The organism is Streptococcus sp. 32226D021BW (genome assembly GCF_053545015.1).
This window is the reverse complement of the sequence record NZ_JBPPVC010000007.1, coordinates 87,576-107,723: the sequence shown is the minus strand read 5'-3', so window position 1 is coordinate 107,723 and position 20,148 is coordinate 87,576. Positions and strand designations below refer to the sequence as shown.

At 41.0% G+C, this 20,148-nt stretch carries 25 protein-coding genes and 1 riboswitch; of the genes, 5 read left to right on the top strand and 20 right to left on the bottom strand.

Annotated elements, in window-relative coordinates:
* Positions 1-58: 58 nt before the first annotated feature.
* Positions 59-580: a Dps family protein gene (locus ACEE44_RS06170; RefSeq protein WP_449171636.1), complete on the bottom strand. Its 522-nt coding sequence runs from the start codon at positions 578-580 to the stop codon at positions 59-61.
* Positions 581-737: 157 nt separating this feature from the next.
* On the opposite strand from ACEE44_RS06170, the gene ACEE44_RS06165 reads away from it, so the two are divergent.
* The 3 genes from ACEE44_RS06165 (at position 738) to ACEE44_RS06155 (ending at position 3,500) form a co-directional block, all read left to right on the top strand.
* Positions 738-1,154 carry a low molecular weight protein-tyrosine-phosphatase gene (locus tag ACEE44_RS06165; protein ID WP_449171635.1) on the top strand — a complete coding sequence of 139 codons (417 nt, stop codon included), beginning with the start codon at positions 738-740 and terminating at the stop codon, positions 1,152-1,154.
* Positions 1,155-1,288: 134 nt separating this feature from the next.
* Positions 1,289-1,711 carry a hypothetical protein gene (locus ACEE44_RS06160; protein ID WP_449171634.1) on the top strand — a complete coding sequence of 141 codons (423 nt, stop codon included), beginning with the start codon at positions 1,289-1,291 and terminating at the stop codon, positions 1,709-1,711.
* Complete coding sequence (locus tag ACEE44_RS06155; protein WP_449171633.1) at positions 1,701-3,500, top strand: acyltransferase family protein; 1,800 nt, start codon at positions 1,701-1,703, stop codon at positions 3,498-3,500. Before ACEE44_RS06160 ends, ACEE44_RS06155 begins: the two co-directional genes overlap by 11 nt.
* A gap of 193 nt (positions 3,501-3,693) precedes the next feature.
* On the opposite strand, the gene ACEE44_RS06150 is transcribed toward ACEE44_RS06155, so the two are convergent.
* The 19 genes from ACEE44_RS06150 to ACEE44_RS06060 all read right to left on the bottom strand — a co-directional run bounded on the left by ACEE44_RS06150 (position 3,694) and on the right by ACEE44_RS06060 (position 18,750).
* A complete protein-coding gene (locus ACEE44_RS06150) occupies positions 3,694-4,347 on the bottom strand; it encodes a phosphatase PAP2 family protein (RefSeq protein ID WP_449171632.1) in 654 nt (217 codons plus the stop codon).
* A gap of 23 nt (positions 4,348-4,370) precedes the next feature.
* Entirely contained in the window at positions 4,371-4,928 is a 558-nt protein-coding gene (locus ACEE44_RS06145; RefSeq protein ID WP_449171631.1) for an ECF transporter S component, read from the bottom strand.
* 56 nt (positions 4,929-4,984) lie between these two features.
* A riboswitch (FMN riboswitch) is annotated at positions 4,985-5,200 on the bottom strand.
* Positions 5,201-5,490: 290 nt separating this feature from the next.
* Complete coding sequence (locus ACEE44_RS06140; RefSeq protein WP_449171630.1) at positions 5,491-6,372, bottom strand: RloB family protein; 882 nt, start codon at positions 6,370-6,372, stop codon at positions 5,491-5,493.
* 3 nt (positions 6,373-6,375) lie between these two features.
* Positions 6,376-7,896: an AAA family ATPase gene (locus tag ACEE44_RS06135; RefSeq protein WP_449171629.1), complete on the bottom strand. Its 1,521-nt coding sequence runs from the start codon at positions 7,894-7,896 to the stop codon at positions 6,376-6,378.
* 522 nt (positions 7,897-8,418) lie between these two features.
* Positions 8,419-8,964: a tRNA (cytidine(34)-2'-O)-methyltransferase gene (locus ACEE44_RS06130; protein ID WP_449171628.1), complete on the bottom strand. Its 546-nt coding sequence runs from the start codon at positions 8,962-8,964 to the stop codon at positions 8,419-8,421.
* A gap of 336 nt (positions 8,965-9,300) precedes the next feature.
* Positions 9,301-9,540 carry a membrane protein insertion efficiency factor YidD gene (yidD, locus tag ACEE44_RS06125; RefSeq protein ID WP_449171627.1) on the bottom strand — a complete coding sequence of 80 codons (240 nt, stop codon included), beginning with the start codon at positions 9,538-9,540 and terminating at the stop codon, positions 9,301-9,303.
* On the bottom strand, positions 9,537-10,271 hold the full coding sequence (locus ACEE44_RS06120; protein ID WP_449171626.1) for a pseudouridine synthase: 735 nt from the start codon (positions 10,269-10,271) through the stop codon (positions 9,537-9,539). Before ACEE44_RS06120 ends, yidD begins: the two co-directional genes overlap by 4 nt.
* Positions 10,261-10,830 carry an SMC-Scp complex subunit ScpB gene (gene scpB, locus ACEE44_RS06115; protein ID WP_449171625.1) on the bottom strand — a complete coding sequence of 190 codons (570 nt, stop codon included), beginning with the start codon at positions 10,828-10,830 and terminating at the stop codon, positions 10,261-10,263. The genes ACEE44_RS06120 and scpB overlap by 11 nt, the downstream gene beginning before the upstream one ends.
* On the bottom strand, positions 10,814-11,533 hold the full coding sequence (locus tag ACEE44_RS06110; protein ID WP_449171624.1) for a segregation/condensation protein A: 720 nt from the start codon (positions 11,531-11,533) through the stop codon (positions 10,814-10,816). The genes scpB and ACEE44_RS06110 overlap by 17 nt, the downstream gene beginning before the upstream one ends.
* A complete protein-coding gene (xerD, locus tag ACEE44_RS06105; RefSeq protein WP_449171623.1) occupies positions 11,533-12,264 on the bottom strand; it encodes a site-specific tyrosine recombinase XerD in 732 nt (243 codons plus the stop codon). Before xerD ends, ACEE44_RS06110 begins: the two co-directional genes overlap by 1 nt.
* A complete protein-coding gene (gene cbpB, locus ACEE44_RS06100; RefSeq protein ID WP_105109820.1) occupies positions 12,261-12,719 on the bottom strand; it encodes a cyclic-di-AMP-binding protein CbpB in 459 nt (152 codons plus the stop codon). Before cbpB ends, xerD begins: the two co-directional genes overlap by 4 nt.
* The gene (locus ACEE44_RS06095; protein ID WP_449171622.1) at positions 12,716-13,243 is read right to left on the bottom strand and encodes a metallophosphoesterase; all 528 of its coding nucleotides are present in this window, start codon (positions 13,241-13,243) and stop codon (positions 12,716-12,718) included. The genes cbpB and ACEE44_RS06095 overlap by 4 nt, the downstream gene beginning before the upstream one ends.
* On the bottom strand, positions 13,216-14,226 hold the full coding sequence (locus ACEE44_RS06090) for a nucleoside-triphosphate diphosphatase (protein ID WP_449171621.1): 1,011 nt from the start codon (positions 14,224-14,226) through the stop codon (positions 13,216-13,218). The genes ACEE44_RS06095 and ACEE44_RS06090 overlap by 28 nt, the downstream gene beginning before the upstream one ends.
* Positions 14,223-15,017 (bottom strand): glutamate racemase, encoded by a 795-nt coding sequence (racE, locus tag ACEE44_RS06085; RefSeq protein ID WP_024399639.1) that lies wholly within the window; start codon positions 15,015-15,017, stop codon positions 14,223-14,225. The genes ACEE44_RS06090 and racE overlap by 4 nt, the downstream gene beginning before the upstream one ends.
* Before the next feature lie 89 nt (positions 15,018-15,106).
* The gene (locus ACEE44_RS06080) at positions 15,107-15,349 is read right to left on the bottom strand and encodes a YneF family protein (protein ID WP_024375830.1); all 243 of its coding nucleotides are present in this window, start codon (positions 15,347-15,349) and stop codon (positions 15,107-15,109) included.
* Between the two features lie 72 nt (positions 15,350-15,421).
* Entirely contained in the window at positions 15,422-16,669 is a 1,248-nt protein-coding gene (locus ACEE44_RS06075; protein ID WP_449171620.1) for a diaminopimelate decarboxylase, read from the bottom strand.
* Between the two features lie 88 nt (positions 16,670-16,757).
* Positions 16,758-17,459, bottom strand: coding sequence for a Bax inhibitor-1/YccA family protein (locus tag ACEE44_RS06070; RefSeq protein WP_449171619.1), 702 nt, complete (start codon positions 17,457-17,459; stop codon positions 16,758-16,760).
* A 19-nt stretch (positions 17,460-17,478) separates the two neighbouring features.
* Positions 17,479-17,961: an HD domain-containing protein gene (locus ACEE44_RS06065; RefSeq protein ID WP_172028247.1), complete on the bottom strand. Its 483-nt coding sequence runs from the start codon at positions 17,959-17,961 to the stop codon at positions 17,479-17,481.
* Positions 17,962-18,009: 48 nt separating this feature from the next.
* Positions 18,010-18,750 (bottom strand): TrmH family RNA methyltransferase, encoded by a 741-nt coding sequence (locus tag ACEE44_RS06060; protein ID WP_449171618.1) that lies wholly within the window; start codon positions 18,748-18,750, stop codon positions 18,010-18,012.
* A 70-nt stretch (positions 18,751-18,820) separates the two neighbouring features.
* On the opposite strand from ACEE44_RS06060, the gene ACEE44_RS06055 reads away from it, so the two are divergent.
* Together ACEE44_RS06055 and yidC are read left to right on the top strand one after the other, a co-directional pair.
* Positions 18,821-19,102: an acylphosphatase gene (locus ACEE44_RS06055; RefSeq protein ID WP_449171617.1), complete on the top strand. Its 282-nt coding sequence runs from the start codon at positions 18,821-18,823 to the stop codon at positions 19,100-19,102.
* Between the two features lie 65 nt (positions 19,103-19,167).
* On the top strand, positions 19,168-20,085 hold the full coding sequence (gene yidC, locus ACEE44_RS06050) for a membrane protein insertase YidC (RefSeq protein WP_449171616.1): 918 nt from the start codon (positions 19,168-19,170) through the stop codon (positions 20,083-20,085).
* Positions 20,086-20,148: the final 63 nt, after the last annotated feature.

Genomic DNA, 20,148 nt, shown 5'->3' with positions numbered 1-20,148 from the left:
AATTCATTCGACTATAGTCTATTCATCAAAAAAGGGTCCTTCTGGACCCTTCATCTATTTACAATTTCGGAGCTTGTCCTAGTTCTGCCTGCAGCATCCAAATATGTTTTTCAATACTAGCCTTAGCCACATTGAAAATGTCGTTGGTTACGCTGTCACCTTCTTCGTCACTGACATCAAATCCCTTTTGGAAAAGAGCAGCCAGATAACGGAACACCGCTACTACACGCGCCAATTGCTCTTCAATCGTTACAGTATAATCACCAGGAACTTCCCTGAGCTGACTATTTTCACTAAACTCTTTAAGGGTAGAAAATGGTGTCCCACCTAAGGTGATTAAACGTTCACTCATCTCATCCAAATAGCCATCAATTTCTTCCATATATTCATCCATCTTTGGATGCCAAATCATAAAGCCACGACCACGCATATACCAATGAACTTGATGGAGGATAGAATGGGCTACTGATAGATCTGCTACTGCCTGATTCAAAACTGCCTTGGTATCAGCCAATGCTACTGATTGACGTGGGCTGAAGGAAGCAATTTCTGCGGGTGTTTGGAAATACTTTTGTTTCATAGTGTTCACCTTTTTGTTTTTTATTTATAATTATTATAAATAAAAATATCATAAAAATCAAGAAATATACCTTATATTAGAAAAGTTCTAATTTTGTAACATATCTAAGAGAGTTACACCACATAAATGATATAATAAAAGAAAAAAGGAGTTCTATATGAAAAAAATCGTTTTTGTTTGCTTAGGCAATATCTGCCGTAGCCCCATGGCTGAATTTGTCATGAAAGATTTAACTGATAGCCTGCACATTGAAAGTCGGGCAACATCCAGTTGGGAACACGGCAATCCCATCTACCCAGGTACACAAAAGATTTTCAAGCAACACAATATTCCCTACGACCAAACCAAAACTTCTCAACAGATCTCGCAAATAGATTTTGAAGAATTTGATGTCATCATTGGAATGGATAGCAACAATGTCCGTGATTTACGAAAAATGGCCCCTGCCCATGCCCAAGATAAGATTTTCCAGTTCGCCGAAAAATCAGTCCCAGACCCTTGGTACACAGGTGATTTTGACGAAACCTATCGTCTAGTCAAACAGGGTTGTCAGGATTGGTTAGAAAAATTATAATATCTCCCGTGTAATATTTTTGTAATATTTGTAAGAAAATGGTAAACTATTTCTGACTGGATTGATACGCTTTTGTTTTATGCTAGAAAGAAGGGTTAAAAAAATCCAGTAGATTATTTCGAAAGGGTTTATCTATGAAAGAGTTAACAAACAAACGCTTAACATTGGAAGATGTTTCCCGTTTCTTCACACGTAGAAAAGTAGAAGTACTTTCTCTTCTACTGATTTTGATTTGTGCCTTATCTGTTTTTACAGGTCGGATTGGAAGCAAGCAGGCCTTGACCTTAGACAATGGTAAATTACAATACAATGGCTATGTGGTCGCTTCCAAAATGAATGGTCAGGGTCAACTGACTTTTGAAAATGGTGACAGCTACCAGGGACAATTCAAAAATGGCATTTTTCACGGTCAAGGAACCTATAAGTCTGCTAGTGGCTGGGTTTACGTTGGCGAATTCAAAAATGGTTATGCTGATGGCAAAGGTAAATTAACAACAGAAGGACAGGCCATTTACGAAGGCAGATTTAAACAGGGGATTTATCAAAATGAAAATTAAATGGTTATCTACAATTCGTGTCATCGGTCTATCTTTTGTTCTCCTCTACCATTTCTTCATCAAGATTTTTCCAGGTGGATTTGTTGGGGTGGACCTTTTCTTCACCCTATCTGGCTATCTAACGACAGCCCTCTTGATTGATGAGTTTTCAAAGCATAAAAAAATTGATCTTATCTCCTTTTTCCGAAGAAGATTGTATCGGATCCTACCACCTTTGGTTTTGACCGTTCTGTTGGTGCTACCTTTGGCCCTCCTTATTCGGAATGATTTCCTTGCCAACATTGGTGGTCAGGTCACTGCTGCTCTGGGCTTTATGACCAATTTCTTTGAAATCCTGTCTGGTGGTAGCTACGAAAATCAATTTACGCCACATCTATTTGTTCACACCTGGACACTGGCTATTGAAGTCCAATTCTACATCTTCTGGGCCGGATTGGTTTGGCTTCTAGCTCGGATATCCAAAAGTGTTGGGCAACTGCGTGGAACGATTTTCTTAACCTCCCTCAGCCTATTTGTCCTCACCTTCCTTGGAATGTTTATATCCAGTTTCTTCGTGGACAACTTCTCATCTATCTATTATTCGACTTTTACCCATACCTTCCCCTTCTTTTTGGGTGCTATCCTAGCAACTATAGCAGGTATTGGTCATACAACCGCTGCCTTCCAGCAAACTATTCAGACACTTAGCTTACAGAAGGTTCTCGGACTGTTTGTAGGCGGATTGGCAATCGAACTGATCCTACTGTTTACCCTGCAATTTAGTTCTATTTGGACCTACCTGATTGGTTTCCTCTTATCTAGCCTGGCAACTGTTGCCATGATTTTCGCGGCGCGTGTTCTTCATGAAAAAACAGAAAGCATTAAAGAACCTGGCTTCATTCAATTCTTAGCAGCAATTTCCTACGGTATTTATCTCTTCCATTGGCCACTATTGATTATCTTTACTCAACTAAGCAACGCTACGACTGCTGCTCTCTTGTCTTTTATCTTCTCCGTCATTCTAGCAACTATTTCAACCTATCTCCTCGAACCCTTTGTCGCAGGAAGAGTAGGGAAATTGTTTGGTCTTGCAATTGACCTCAAACCCTATAAAAAATGGTTGGTTGGTAGTTTCGGCTTCCTCACCGTACTTAGTCTAGCAATCTGCCTCTTTGCACCACGACTTGGAAGCTTTGAGCAAGAGAATATGATTAGTAGCCTCTACCAAGCCCAAACCCAGCTGGCAACCACTCGTTCAGCAGCTGAAAACTCAAAGGTATCTAGCTTCGATATTCAAAAGGGTGTAACCATGTTTGGAGATTCTGTTACTGTTCGAGCAAGTACGGCACTTCAAGAAGCTATCCCAGGAATCCAAATAGATGGAACAGTCAGTCGAAATCTAACAGAGATTGAAAAATTGATTAAGCTCTACCAACAGAATAATAGTTTGAAAGAAACGGTTATCGTCGCCCTGGGTACCAATACAAGCGATAATTACCAAGAGATTTTGGACAAATTAGTCAAGGACTTTCCTAAAGGACGTCGCCTCATTTTCGTGACACCATACGATGGTAACTTTAGTCCAAGTAATTCTATTTCTTACCAAACAGGTCAATATGAAAAAGAGTTGGCTGATACATACGATTATATTTCAATTGCAGATTGGTACCAGGCCTCTCTGGACAATCCACCCATTTGGTATAACTCCGACTTGGTTCATTTCAACATCGATAATAACGGTGCAGAAATTTTTGCCCAAACTATCAGTCAAGCTATCAAAGCTGTAGAAAATGGACCCATTAAAAACTAAAATAAAAAATTCTTCTGTAACTTTGGATTACAGGAGAATTTTTTATTGTTCGAGATAATCTAATACTCTAATCAATATCTTTGACTTTAAGGCACTATACAAACCATGCTAGACTTTTCCTACACCACTTCACAGAATAAAGGCCAATAGAGCAAAAATCCCCCATCCAGCGGATAGGGGATACATGGTACAGCTATTTCTGCTTACTTTGGAAACGCCATTCAAAGCGCTTCTGGTCATAAAATGGATACATGATTTGCAAGAGAGTAAGAGCTAAAAGCCAACCTCCGATAATATCCGTCGGATAATGGACACCTATATAGATACGAGAGAGAGCCACTAGAACCGCTAGGACAATCAAGCCAACTTGTAAACTAAGTTTGAAAACTCTTTGCTTCATACGTTGTTGGATAACAATCACTACTGCTCCTGCAATCATCATGGTTGAGGCAGTATGCCAGCTTGGGAATGAATAACCGATGGTATCGATGAGCCATTCGATGCTAGGTCGCGGGCGTTGATAGACATATTTCAGGGCTGTTGATGCCACCCCCATTGCCGCAAAACTAGCAAGTAAGAAATAGGCTTCTATCTTCCACCTTTTGTAATAATAGAAGATAGCAGACAAGAGCAGGGTAATCGCTAAAATAATAACGGTATTCCCTATGACAGTAATAGAAGTCCAAAACTGGGTCGCTCCACTAGGAAGATTTCCGCGAATGGCGGATTGGATAGCTGAGTCAAAACCAGTTAAGCTACTTGGGTAAAACTTGGCTACATAGCCTAAAAATACAAAGGCTAGAGCAAAGAATGACGCGTTTCGTAAATGGATTTGTTTATTTTTCATATAGGTAGTTTACCCCAAAAAGGTTAAACTTTCTTTAAAATAGGCTGAGCTGCCTTGTAGCAAATATAGAAAATAACGGAAAGGACAACTCCTTGCAAGAGATTAAATGGCAAGACCATAAAGAGTAGGTAATTGGTCAATCCTAAGATTTCCTTAATATCAAAGTTTGCAAAGGCCGCGTACAGTGGCACTGCATAGACATAGTTCAAGACAAGCATGGCAAGGGTTGAACCAAGTGTAGCTATCCCTGCTGTTTTTAGATAATTTTTCACAGTCTGGTCATTTTTCCATAAATAAGCTACTGCCAAGATAAAAACCGACATGGCTGCAATATTCATCGGCAGGCCAATAATGGTTGACGGTCCCTGGTTATTTAAAATCAATTTAAGAAGGGTCCGTAGAAAGAGAATAGCAAAGCTAGACTTTAGATCTAATATAAATAAACCAAACAATATCGGTACCAGTGAAAAATCTACTTCCAAGAAACTTGCCGTTGGAATCAAGGGAAATTTCAAGTACATGAGTAGAAATGAAAGGGTTGAAAGAATGGCGATAATCGTCATTTTTCGTGTGTTTGTCATAAAGGTTCCTCCAATTGTGAAAATTGAAGAAGCTTAGAAGGACAGTACAAACTGCACTTCGTCTTCTCCCATCCAGACTTTACTGTCGGTTGTGGAATCGCACCACATCAGCTTTCGCTCGCAGACTACCAACGGTCTATTTTGTTCTAATACTGCGTTAACTCATCTCGACATACATTCAGTATAGTATTCGATTCGCTGCCTAGTCTTAAAACAAAATAGCCACGTTTTACACTGCCGGTCGGGAATCTCACCCTGCCCTGAAGACTCTTTCATCATACCAAAAAAGCCCTGCAAGTGCAAGGCTTTGGTATTTGAAGACCGTGGGACTTGATAGTTAATACTCTACACCAAATAAAACAGATTGTCTTATCCAACAAATGAAGAAGGTATTGACTGGTACAACTACGATAGACTGAACATAACATTCTAAGGTTCTCTCCCTTAAGAATATACACAATCCAACCATACTTTATAACGATCTAATTTTTTACTTTACATCACTGATTTTAATAAAGGTTTTAATTTCTATATCTCAATCAATAGTCTCTAGTTGACACTGTTAATTGTTTAACCACCTATCTACAATAGAAAACACTGAACTTCCTACATTACCTTTCAGCTCTTTATTTGTTTGAGCATAAGCCATGTTATTTGCAAGACCAACTTCAAATTGGTCAATGAAGAAATGAGGATTATAGGATTTTTTTGAAAAATTCTCCCCCAGTTTCCCCATTTCTTCACGTAATAACCTCTCCGCCAAGGTTCTGTTTTCCTCTTTAGCATTTTCCAACAAATCGTCAAGACTAACTAAACTTAAGTCTGATAGATGCATTAACAGATAAACTTCAAAACAAGGATTGCTAATCCCCAGCTCAAACCCCTCCTTTTGGCAGAGTTTTATTAGTTGGTCATACTGCTGTTCTGTAAAGCTTTCCTTATCTCGATCCACAATCAAACAAATGGTATCTACTTCCTTGTCATATTTAGAAAGTGCAATAATGACAGATAATTGCTGAAGGGTATTCTCCTCTGGATTGATTAGCTTCTGTCCCTTGTATTTTTCAGAAATTTTGCTAATTCTTTTGTATATATCTGGAGCTGTTTGAAGAGGTGAATCATTTCGTAAACTTTTTTGATAGCCTTCAAGTAGTTTGAGATCACTCTCCTCAACCTGTTCAATAACTTGAAAAAAATCGCAAATACTTTGTCCTATTTGCAACGGATTTGACCTGCCTGTATCTTGCCTCAAACGATTCAAAAACATTACTTCACGATTTTTAATACGAGGGTGATTGTAAAAAGCCTCGAAGTAGATAGGTTCTGTCTCGGCTCCTTCGGCCAATACGAATACATAACTGTTCTCTTGTCGGGTATTTGATTTTCTAGGTGTATAACGTGGTGTACCTTCACCCATACGGAAAGAGGTCGTCTTATATCCCATATCCTACTTCCTTCCTTTATCCTCAATTGCCTTTTTCAACTTAGGGATAGCTCCATACCGTCCTCCCAAGTAGGCTCGCAAAATATCCCGATCCTTCCGCTCTTTAAATTCCTCCAAAGAATACAACTGACTACTACCTGTCTCATCCTTTTCCATGAACCAAATCTCATCTCGGCGTAGCAGGCTTTGATCTAATAAACGGTCTTCATGGGTTGTTGCTATAACCTGACTATTTTTAGGCTCTTTTGCCAAAAAGCGCTCAACAAAATCAAAAGCTAATATAGGGTGCAAACTTCGATCAATTTCATCAACAATATAGACCTTCTCTTCTTGGTTATGGATGATATTGAAAAGCTCAACTAGGCGACGTGTTCCATCGGATTCATCCTCAAGCGACATTGGATACTTTAATCCTTCATGCTGGAATCTTAATTCGTAAATATCTAACTGGTCCTGACCTTTTGGCAGTTCAAAGAGGTATATAGCTTGCTTCTGCTGAAACGGTAATTTAGCGATTTTTGTTTGTCTGTAATCTCTCAAATCCTCATCTTGGGATATATACGAGTTAGCTACATCATCCGAAATAGAAGTTAGCCTCTCTATCACACTACTAAATAAATCATGTCTATCGTTCAATAATTGTTCAATTCCGACCATTGCTTCATTCGAAATTCTCTCCGGCTGACCGTCAAGCTTGATTTTTTCAAGGTTTATGATTCCTGTTCCATTCTCATTTAGAAACTGAATAATTTCTTTCTGGTAGGATTCATGCACCCAGGAATTCTTGCCAAAGTACTCTGGAGGAACTGCATCATTAACAGAGACAATTTGCAAAGTATTGCGAAACCAAGAATAAACATCCGAAAAAACACTTGCTCCTGTATCCGAAATTAGCTTGTCCTTGTCATTAGACAGATAGTTAAGTAGTAACCGTGAGGGTAGCTTAGAGCCATCCTCAATATAGATGTCTAAACGCTTCTTATCCTCTTCTTTAAGGGACAAATAGTGCATGTTTACTTCAATTACATACTGTGGTCTAGAGTTGACAAGCTCTGAAATATTTTGATCTATAGACCATTCTGCTTCTTCCCCTTGCTTAAGCTGGCGAGAGTAAATAAGTTCCTCTTTTTTATCTGTGATGTCATATAGCCATTCCTCTGTAATTCTTCGTTTGCTTAATATCATTGCAAAACCATAGCTATACAACCTTTCACCGATCTTGATATCATACTCAAATCTAGTACGCCTCTCCTTATTTTTGATATTTCCTGCATGGGCAAAATTCTGGATACCTATAAATTCATCAATTCCAAAAATGATCATTTTCCAAGAACATTCAATTGCTTTAAATAAACCAGTTTTCCCCGAAGCATTGGCTCCGTAAATCGCAGTAAAACGTTGTAGATTAATGACATCATTTTCATAAATATTTTCTGGATGTTGACGACTAGTCCCTGTTTTCATTGTTAAACTGACTATTTTATCAAAGGTTAAAAAATTTTCAACCGAGAAATTGATAAGCATATTCATCCTCCTATAGTAAAATAAGTTACGATTTTTTCGTATTACTCTCCTGTATTATACCATTTTTCCCAGAATATTTACATCAAACCATGATTTATACGTGAAAAAATCGATTTTATCGACTTTCTTATAAGAATAAATTTGCAAAACAACAGTATATCCTTGCAAGTGATTATATATATTTCCAATACATTGCACCTTAAATAAAAATGGATCCCCTCTGAGTGTTCCATTAAAAAAGACACTTTAAAATATAAAATTGACGAAAGCCTATAATACAAATCTTTCTTCAATACTGTTTTATTATCTTTAGTTTTACCACTAATACTAATTATGGTTTCTGACGACTCTACTCTACAATTAGTAAATTAATCAGCTACTTGGAATACATCAGCAAAGCTCCCTCTAAAATATAAGCCAACCCCTGAAATCATCCAGGCCAACTTCCTTATATCCGTCTCATCACTTACTAGACTACATCTATATTAAGAGAGGTCGAAAGCAACCGATAGACAGGAACTACTAGCTCTTCAATTTATCCTCTTCATAGGTATGGACCAACTCCAAGCCCACAAAGTTTTGCTGACGAAGGGCTTCGTAGACAATCATACATACCGTATTTGAGACATTGAGACTACGAACATGCTCATCATTCATGGGGATGCGAATGGCTTTTTTGGGATGAATTCGCATAAATTCTTCCGGTAAGCCCTTATCTTCACGACCAAAGAGAAAAAAGTGAATACCATCTTGATAGCTTTCTTCCGAATAAATTTTATCCGCAAATTTTGACACCAAATGAACTTTTCCATGCTGACTTGCATAGTCCATAAATTCTGTCAAGTTTTCATAAAAACGGACATCCAATTTATCCCAATAATCCAAACCTGCACGCTTCATCTTACGGTCATCAATCGGAAACCCCATTGGCTTGATGATGTGGAGGGGGCTATTGGTCGCGGCACAGGTCCGAGCAATATTTCCAGTATTTTGCGGAATCTGCGGTTCAAACAGGACAATGTGATTTTTAGCAGTTTCTTCTTTGTAGTGTAATTCTTCAATATTCATAATCATCGTTTCCTCAAACTAGAGCCTTGGCTATTCAGACAAAAAAATAGCCACACTGCCCGGAGTCAAGCTCAGCAAACAGCATGGTGAATGATGATTCATTCACTTAACTCACAACAGGTTTGAGTTAAATCAATGAAATCGTATTTCTATTGTAACTTAAAAAAGGCTGAAAATCAAGACTTTTGCCTTATTTTTTTAAAAATAAGGCAAAAGTAACTCAAGCTTCCGTCCAATACAAAAATAGATCGACAGCTTTACTAATCCGCTCCCATCCCCTAATCAAGTCAAGAAAGTTTAAACTTCCTACCAGACTAGAAGAAAAAGCAGGTTGCCCTACTTTTCACGATTTCTCTTTAAACTAAATTTCTCTGACACAGGATCCAAGCCTCCATCTACAAAGGGATGACAGCGACCAATACGAGCCAAGCCCATCAAAAAGCCCTTGAGCCCATGTTTTTGCAAGGCCTCTATCATATAAGTGGAACAAGTCGGCTGGTAGCGACAGGAAGGTGGAAAGAGGGGAGAAATGCATTTCTGGTAAAACCTGACTAAGCCTATAAGGAGCTTGATCATTTTTTCTTCACCGGCTTAGTGACTGCCAAGGTATGCAGTTTACTGATGTCTTTCTTGTTTAGTTTGCGGTACTCTCCTGGACGCAAACCAGTCAGATCCAAATTCCCAAAGCGGGTACGAGAAAGTTTGTCCACCTGCAGACCAACGGCTTCAAACATCTTCTTAACCTGATGATTGCGCCCTTCATGGATGGTCAACTCGACCACAGAGCGATTTTCAACAGGGTCTACCTTGATAATCTCATAAACAGCTGGCTTGGTTTTCTTGCCATCAATGACGACACCTCGGGTCAAGGGACGGAGTACTTCCTTATTGGCAATACCCTTGACACGCGCCAAATAAACCTTGTCAATCTCATTTCGAGGGTGAATCATCTCATCCGTAAAATCACCGTCATTGGTCAAAATCAAGACCCCTGACGTATCCCAGTCCAAACGACCAACAGGATAAATCCGTTCTTTTACAGTCGGCAACAAGTCCACAACGGTCTTTCTGCCCTTGTCATCTGACACGCTGGAAATAACTCCACGTGGTTTATTAAGGAGGTAGTAAACCTTCTCTTCATTGTAGATTGGTTGCCCTTCTACTTCTACAATATCTCCAGACTTAATAGTCGTTGCCAACTCACGGACAACTTGACCATTGACAGTAACACGACCTTGCTTAATCAATTCTTCTGCCTTACGACGACTGGCTACACCAGCGTGGGCAATGTATTTGTTAATTCTCATCTTCTAACTCATTTCTTTCTAGGAATAGCTCGGTTTCTTGCTCCACCAAGTCAAGTTCTGATACATCAGGCAATTCTTCTAGACTGTTAATCCCCATATAATCCAGAAAATAATCCGTTGTCACATAGAGATTGGGCCTGCCAAGTACCTCTTTCTTCCCATTCTCACGAATGAGGTCAAAGGCCTGCAATTTACTGATGGCACCGCTGGAATTAACTCCGCGAATATCATCAACTTCAATCCGTGTGATGGGTTGCTTGTAGGCTACGATTGACAAAGTTTCTAAAAGGGCCCGTGACATGGTCTGATTGATTGGTGTTTTGGCATAAATCCGCAACAAGTCGGCATACTCCTTTTTCGTCACCAACTTGTAGCGGTTGGAAGATTCTAACAGAGCCAGGCCTGATTCATGGTCGGCCATGTATTTTTCACTGAGTTTCTCTAATTGCTGGCTGACAGCTGTGGGCTGCAATTCCAACATTTCAGCCAAATGGCGCAAACTCAAGCCATCCTCACCTGCCACAAAAAGCAGGACTTCGATTTCAGCTAAGCGATTCATCTTCACTCCTTACTAGATAAATATCTCCAAAGGTTTCCTTTTGTTCCAAGATAATCTCATGAACCTTGACCAACTCCAAGGTGGCAAGGAAAATGGTAATCACTTCATTGATGTCCTGGCTCTCCTGAAAAAGCTGACGCAGTTCAATACGGGGAGAAACTTGGAAACGACTACGGACAAGGTCCATCATGTCTTCAATTTTATACTCATCCCGAGCAATGGTTGCATGGGACTGACGGAGACTGGCCTGTTTTTCAGCCATGACCTTAGAAAAGGCAAGGAAAATATCGATGACAGTCTTATCTTTAGCCAGCTGGACATCCTCATAAATCAAATCTAATTTGGGTTTTGAAAAATAATTGGCCCTTTCATCATGCTGCTCCCCCAGTTTTTCGCTGAGTAGCTTGAACTTGCGGTATTCTTCCAATTGATCCAAGAGGTACATTTCTGGGTCGTCTTCTGGGGCTGTCTGTTCAACAACTTTTGGCAAGAGCCTCCGGCTTTTAATGACCATCAATTGACTGGCCATGACCATATACTCTCCTGCCACCTCCAAGCGCATGGCCTGTAAGGTCGCAATATAGGCCAGGTACTGTTCAATGACTTCCGTAATCGGAACCTCATAGATATCCATTTGGTACTTGGACACCAGATGCAGTAAGAGATCCAAGGGTCCTTCAAAATCTTTTAATTTTATATCCATTATCTAAATTTTTCCAAACTCATGCTTGTTTTTAGTCCCAACTGCTTGGCGATTTGGTCCAGGGATTTTCCTTCTCTGATTTGAGCTAGAATGTACTGCTCTCGTAATTTTTGGGCAGTCCAATCCGACTTCCCAATGGATTGAACAAATTCGGTCAAGCGATTGAAAAACCATTGGCGAGAATAGGTCAGGCCTTTCTTATCAAAGACATAGTGCCCTGTCAGATGTCCTTCAAGATAGCCAACTAATTCCTTGGGAATAGACAGAACACGCTTGGTCACACCTTTCTCTACTGTCAAGACTTGAAAATCCAAATTGACCTGCTGGCTAGTCAGCTCTGCTATTTCACTAGGCGTCAAGCCTAAATATGCTATCAAAAGTGCGATGAGCTGACCTTCTAGCCAAGGACTTTCTTGAAAGAGAGGGGACAAGTCTTCACTTTCCAACTTCTTTTTGACACGAGCCGGTCCTGTCATAGCCTGTAGCTTGTAAAACCTGTCCAAGTGACCTCTTTCATAAAGAAAATAGAGAAATTGATTGACCGCCGACAGCTTTCTTCTCTGAGCAGCAGGTTTCAAGTCTAGCAGGGACTGCTGATAGAGCAAGAGGGACTGCTGATCTATGTCGCCCTTGGTCAACTCCACAAATTGCTGTAGATCATAAGTATAGGATTTTTGACTGTTGATACTAACCTTTTTAGTCTGGATAAACTCTCCTATAGCCTGCTTCATTTCTTGCCTTCTTTTGATGCCAAGGGAAAATTATGCAAAAGCGCATTGATAGCTTTCAGAATAGATTTACGGGTAATAATACCAAGGAATTCCCTGTTTTCTCCAAGAACTGGCAGGAAGGACTGATCAACTAGCTTGCGCATGACCTCTGTCAAATCATAATCCAGACCTACCGTTTCTACATCCGTCTTTGCAATCAGGGAAATGTCCGTGTTCAATTCATCGTCTGACAACTCATGCTCAGCCTGGTATTTAATGATTTCCGTCAAGCCAATGGTTCCAAAGAATCGGCCGTCTTCTGTTACCACAGGCACACGAGAATAGGTCATGTGACTGAGCAACAATTTAGCATGATCAATATTATGGGTATCGATAATAACAGCCAATTTATCTGCTGGTGTCAAGAAGGTTTCTTCTTGGTCCAATAAAAAGGCCTCAAATTCTCGTGCAATCATCTTGAAATATCCTTTGTCAATGCTGGGTAAAGTTGGTGCTGTCGGTTGTAGTATTCCACATGGAAATGGTCTTCAGTGATGGTCACAAGGGCATAAAGGCACTCTCTGACCAAACCACGAGGTTGACTGACTGAACCAGGATTGAGAAAGAGGGTCTTGCCACGCACTTCGGCATCAGGTACATGCAGATGCCCATACAAACAAATATCCGCATCCACTTCCTGTGCCCAATAATCCAAGCGTTGCCAGCCGTAATTAATGCCATAAAGATGACCATGAGTCTGAGCGATAGTCACACCATCCAATTGAGTAATGAGCTGGTCAGGGTAACCACCAAAATAGTCGCAGTTGCCATTGACCACTTGAATACCATCCCACAGACTATCTTGACTGTCTAGCTCCGAATCACCATTGTGAAAGATAGCATCGACCTTGCCAAGATAGTGGTTTTTAATCTCTTCTACAATCTGTCTGTCCCCATGAGAATCACTCATGACTAGGATTGTTTTGCTTGCTCCTGCCATACTGGAAATGCCTCCACTAATTTTTCTAGTGCTTGTGCACGGTGGGAAATCTGATTTTTTTCTTCTAAGGTCAATTCTGCCGAGGTCTTACCTGTTTCACCTACGAGGAAGAGCGGGTCATAACCAAAACCATTTTCCCCACGGAGGTCCATACCGATAAAGCCTTCCCAGTCAGCTTCGACAACCAAACTATCACGATTTGGAGCAGCCATGACTAGGGTGCAATGGAACTGAGCAGAACGATTTTTCAAGTCGAAGACCATAGCTAACTCATGCAAAAGTTTGGCATTATTGAGCTCATCTGTAGAATCTGGGCCTGAAAAACGTGCAGACCAGACCCCTGGCAGGCCTCCTAAAGCATCAACCTTCAAACCTGAATCATCTGCCAAGACCATCTTGCCTGTCAGCTCTGCTATGGTTTCAGCCTTAAGCCGTGCATTTTCTTCAAAAGTCATCCCTGTTTCTGCCACATCTGGCAGGTCGGGGTAGTTGTTGAGGTTCTCAACTTGGTAACCAAATCGTTCAAAAAACTTACGGAATTCCTTGGTCTTGCCTTCATTTTTGGTGGCAATCAAGATGGTATCTCCCACGCTTGCCAATCCCTTGTCTTGACCAAAGAAATCTGCCATGCTAACTCCTGCTTGGGGCAGATGGACTAAGAGAAGTTTGTCATTCTCTGTTACCAGAATAGCACCTTGGTGTTGGAGAGCCTTGAACTGGCGATTGTTTAACTCATTCAAAGTATCACAGGCAAATTGGAAGAGGGCAAAGTCCGACTGGAGTTTGATCACTTCAATGTTGACACACTGGTTAAAATTCTCATCTTCAACATTTCCAGCAATCAGTTTGTCAAACAATTGACCAATCTGGTAAATTTCCTGCTCTCTCCCATTTTCACCAAATGAACCAAATAGATTGGCAAAGCTGGCTTTTCCGATAAACCAATTGTGTTCATCTCTGTATTCGTATATCTTGTCTGTCATAGTTCTACATGCTCCACATGAATATCAATGCCCATCCAACTTTCAGCTATTTCTTTAAAAGCTGCCGGACTGGCTGTTGTGTAAAATTGGTGCTGAATATCCTTTTCGGTCCGGCTGCGATTGATTTGAAAATAATTTAATAAAACAGAAATATCTCGCGCACATTCTGCCCCACTATCAATCAATTTGACATCCTTGCCCATGGCATTCTGGATGATGGGGCGAAGCAGAGGGTAATGGGTGCAGCCTAAAACCAAGGTGTCCACTTTTCCAACAAGTGGTCGAAGTGTCTCGTAAACAACTTTTTTGGCAAGACTGGATTGGTGGCTATTGGACTCAACTAGTGGTGCAAATTTGGGACAGGCTAGGCTGTCTACCTGCGTTTCTGGAGAAAGGGCCTGAATCTTTTGTCGATAAATATCTGATTGAATGGTCATAGCCGTTCCTAAGACACCAACCTTACCAGTTTGCGTTGCCTTAATAGCTGCCGAAGCACCTGGTAAAATAACACCCAAAACAGGAATATCCAACTTTTCCTTGACTTCTTCCCAGGCTACCGCTGTTGCCGTATTGCAGGCAAAGACAATCATTTTCACATTTTTTGTCAAAAGGAAATTGACCAGCTGCCAAGTATATTCTCTGATTTGTTCCGCTGGACGTGGTCCATAAGGTGCCCGTGCCGAATCTCCGATATAAACGATTTCTTCATGGGGAAGCTGGCGCATTAACTCACGCGCAACCGTTAATCCCCCAACACCTGAATCTAAAAAACCTATTGGTCGATTATCCATAACATTGAGAATAGCCAGAAAATCTGACTAGCCTTTCTTTTCTACTCAAAAAATGGGAGCTGGGAATGAATATCCCAGTCCCAGTTTGATTATTTTTTCTTGCTTGCCACTTTTTGCTGGCTCTTGATTTGGCGAAGTACTTGTTGTACTTTTGCCTCGCTTGGCTTTTGACCCATTTGGCTCATCATCAAACGCAAAGCATTTTCATCCAAAACTGGCTTGTCAGCAATGTAGTTTTCCACTTGTTTGCGTGACAAGTAAATCCCCAAGGCTACACCACCTGCAAATGCCACAAGCACCAAAACAATTACTAAACCGATACCTAATTGCATATCAATCTCCTCAAATCTTTATTTCTACATAACTACTTCTATTATACCAAATTCCCCAAGCTTTTCCAAGACTTACCTGTCAAATTCAAAACCGTAAATGGTTGCGAAATAATCCTCAGGAGTTTCAGCACGGCGAATCATACGAGCTGTGCCATCTTCCTGTAAAAGAATTTCAGAAGAACGCAAACGACCGTTGTAATTGTAACCCATGGAGAAGCCGTGAGCCCCACTGTCATGAATGACCATGGTGTCTCCTACTTCTGCCCGTGGTAATTCACGATTAACTGCAAACTTGTCGTTGTTTTCACAGAGGGAACCTGCCACATCCACCACTTCGATTGGCGCATCTGGGCGGGTGATGTTGGTGATATGGTGGTAGGCGCCATAGAAGGCAGGACGCATGAGGTTGGCAGCCGAAGCATCCACACCGATATAGGTTCGATAGGTTTCTTTACGATGAAGCACTTTGGTAATCAAGTGACCATGTGGTGCCAACATAAAGCGACCCAATTCTGTAAAGATTTTAATATGTCCCATACCAGCTGGCGTGAGAATTTCCTCATAAACCTTACGGACACCCTCACCAATGACAGCAATGTCGTTCGGTTCTTGCTCAGGACGGTAGTTGACTCCAATCCCACCTGATAGGTTGATGAAGTCCAAGGTCACACCTGTTTCCTCACGAATTTCCAAGGCCAATTCAAAGAGTTGACGAGCTAAGACAGGGTAGTAGTCATTTGTTACTGTATTCGAAGCCAGAAAGGCATGGATACCAAATTCCTTGACACCAAGTTCTTTTAACTCCTTGTAGCCCTTCATGAGCTGGTCCTTGGTCATCCCAAATTTAGACTCTTCTGGGTGGTCCATAATATCCGTTCCAAGCGAGAAGACTCCTCCAGGATTGTACCGGAGGCAGACCGTTTCTGGGATACCAGCAACACTTTTCAAAAACTCAATGTGTTCGTAAGCATCCAAGTTGATTGTTGCACCAACTTTACGAGCGTATACAAACTCTTGGGCTTGCGTATCATTGGATGTGAACATGATGTCCTTGAAACCCATTTTTTCACTCATGAGCACTTCTACATCTGTCGCACAGTCCACTCCACAACCTTCTTCTTTAAGAATTTTTAAAATAGCTGGAGTTGGAGTCGCCTTGACCGCAAAATATTCCTTAAAACCCTTATTCCACGCAAAAGCTGCATTCAAAGCACGAGCCTGGTCACGAATGCCTTTTTCATCGTACAAATGAAAAGGAGTCGGAAATTGCTCCGTAATGGTTTCTAAAACTTCTTTACTAACAAATGGTGTCTTGGTCATATCTCTACCTCATCAAATATTTTTCCTATTATACCACAGAACATCCTTTTCAGAAAATGAAAAAACCACTCTTACGAGTGGGTAATGACTAATCTCTATTCATCATTCCAAAAATGCGAAGCAAGTTGAGGAAGAGGTTAACAAAGTCAAGGTAGAGTTGAAGAGCCATAGACACTACCCAACCATTCTGGACATTGCCACCCGTCTGCTCAAAGACATTGCGGATACGTTGGTTGTCATAAGCAATCAAGCCTGAGAAAACAAGAACTGACACGATAGACATGGCAAAGCTAATACCTGAACTTCTAAGGAAGATATTTATCACGCTGGCAATTAGAATTCCCCAGAGGGCAGCACGCAAGGCTTGGGCCATACCTGAAAGGTTTTTCTTGGTCGTCATACCAATCACTGCCATAATGGCAAACATAAGAGCAGCAGATAGGAAGGCCAAGGCAACTGTTTCGGTCGTATAGAACATCAAGACCATGCTGATAGTCAAGCCATTGGTAACAGAATAAGCCAAAAACATTGGTAGAGCCATTGGACTATTTTTGGCAGCCATGGTAGAAGCTGCAACCACCAGGGCAATCTGTCCCAACATGACCAACACCATGACAATAGAGCCAGCACTAAGCAAACTATAAAGCAATTGCTGGAAGACGGTAACCGCCAAGAAGGAAACAAGGGCTGACAAGCCAATCCCCATAGCAACAACACCGTAAATTTTCCCAAAGAAACGGTTAAGAGCGGTGTTATCCACCTGATTGATAATAATTGATTCGTTATTCATATAGTTCTCCTTTTAGATCTTACTGAAAGCGCAGGACCTTTCGATTTTTCCATTTATATTGCAAGGGCAGGGTAAACTCACGAACTGCCCAATATTTATCCACACAGGTCACAATCCATGATTCCTTATAGCGGGGCGGAGCCAGGGTTGCACCAAACATATGCTTGACAATAATATCTTCTTCTACCTTGTTGAGCTTAGTTAATTTTTGGGCATTGCGCTTGGCAATCCGTGGATGAACCCAAGCATGACTCTTGTTAAATTTAGTGTCACGCCAGTCATAGAAGAAGAGATCATGCAGAAGCCCCCCTCGTGCAGTCGACTTGGCATCCCAGCCAAATTTCTTAGCGATTTTGTAACTGGTATAGGAAACATTGATAGAATGTTCCAAGCGGGTCGAATGATAATGGTGTGGAATATCTGCTAACTTTTGCACCTTTTTAGTGTCAATCAAGTGACCGACATAGGCCATATATTCTTTATCTTTTTTATAAGCACCCATAGATGTAAACCTCGTTTTGTTATTATAACACAGTTTAGACTTCTTGGCTTAAATAAAGCTAAAGACTAAAATACCAGCTGCAATAGCCACATTTAAACTCTCTGCCTGACCAGGCATGGTAATATGAACCAATTGATCTGCCTCTGCGGACACAAAATCAGAAATGCCCTGACCTTCATTGCCCATAACAAGCGCAAAGCAAGCTCCTGGCGAAACCTCCCTATAGTCCACAGACCTACTGGACAAGGTTGTCGCCAAGACTTCCACTTGATTATTTTTTAAAGTAGAGAAAACATCCTCAATTGGCATGCGATAAATAGGTAGATGAAAATGACTCCCTTGCATAGAACGAAGGACCTTCATATTGTAAATATCAGCCGACTTATCTGTCAAAAATACGCCATCAAAACCAGCCGCATCAGCCGTACGTATAATCGTGCCGACATTCCCCGGATCTTGCACATCTTCCAAGACCAGATATTTTCCTGCTAGCTGGTCAGATAGTTTCTGACTAGGAAGAGCCAACTGGGCGACTACTCCTTGCGGTGACTTAGAATCAGTCAAATCTTGCATGATTTCTGGACTGACCACTGTCACTTTTTCTAGCTGGGAAACCCTGTCCACATGCTCTTCCACGACCAAAACATGTTCAATACTTGCTCCTGCCTTCACAGCTTCTTCTAATAAATGCCAGCCCTCAATTAAGTAGGAAGACCTACGGTATTTTTTCTGTTGTAATTTCTTAATTTGTTTGACTAGATTATTGGATTTCGAACGGATAATTTCCATAGTTTCCTCATTTTCTTTCTTACCCAACAATGATATAATAAAGTAAAGTTCTTGTCAAAAGGAGAAGCTTATGAGAAAGGTTAAAATGATTGCATCTGGTCGGGTGCAAGGAGTTGGTTTTCGTTGGGCTGTCCAATTTTTAGCAGTGGAAATTGGTGATATTTACGGCAGGGTATGGAACAATGATGATGGAACAGTCACCATCTTGGCTCAGTCGGAAGATGCTGACAAGCTCAGCCATTTTATCCACGAAATCCGAAAAGGTCCTTCCCGTATGGCCAAAGTGAGCTATCTGGATGTGACCCTTGCAAATTTTGCAGATTTTCATGATTTTCAGGTCAGTCATGGATAAAACTTGAAGTTTAATAATAAAAAAAGTAAAATAGAATGTATCATGTAAAAAAGGAATGTAACAATTTGAAAAAGAATAAACGTCTACTCTTAGCCAGCATGGCTCTTGCCAGCCTTGTATTTTTGGCTGGATGTGTCAAAACTGATAAAAAAGGTGTTCCAACCGGTGAAGGCTGGGTTTATAACTATCTGGTAGAACCAATGGGAAACCTGATTACCTTCTTTGCTGAAAACCAAGGACTTGGTTTTGGTCTTGCCATTATCGTGGTAACCCTCATCGTTCGCTTCGTGATTATGCCGCTCGGTATCTATCAGTCTTGGAAAGCAACCTACCAATCGGAAAAGATGAACTACCTCAAGCCAATCTTGGGTCCTATCCAAGAGCGCATGAAAAATGCAAGCTCTCAAGAGGAACAATTAGCTGCCCAGCAAGAATTCTTTGCGGCTCAAAAGCAGTATGGAGTAAGTGTATTTGGCGGTATGGGCTGTCTTCCACTCCTTATCCAAATGCCTTTCTTCACGGCTCTCTTCTATGCAGCTCGTCACACACCAGGTATCTCTGAAGCCTCATTCTTAGGCATTCCTCTTGGTCAGCCAAGTATGATTCTGACTGCTGTAGCAGGTATTCTCTACTATGCCCAATCACTATTGATGCAGGTCGGCATGGATGAAGAACAGAAAAAGCAAATGCAAACCGTGACCTACATGAACCCCATCATGATTGTCATTTTCTCTTGGACTTCACCAGCTGGTGTCACTCTCTACTGGGTAGTCGGCGGTATTGTCGGGCTCATTCAACAAGCCTTAACCAACTTCATCCTCAAACCAAAAGTTCGCGCCAAGGTAGAGGAAGAATTTAAAAACAATCCACCAAAACCCTACAAATCTACCGTAAAAGATGTCACTCCCAAAGCATCTGCTATCATCGAAGAAAAGATTTCTAAAAAGTCAAATCGAAATGCAGGCAAGCAACGGTCTAGATAAAACATAACAAACAACCATCTCCTAGAATGGTTGTTTTCTTATGCAAAAAATGCTAGGCCCAAG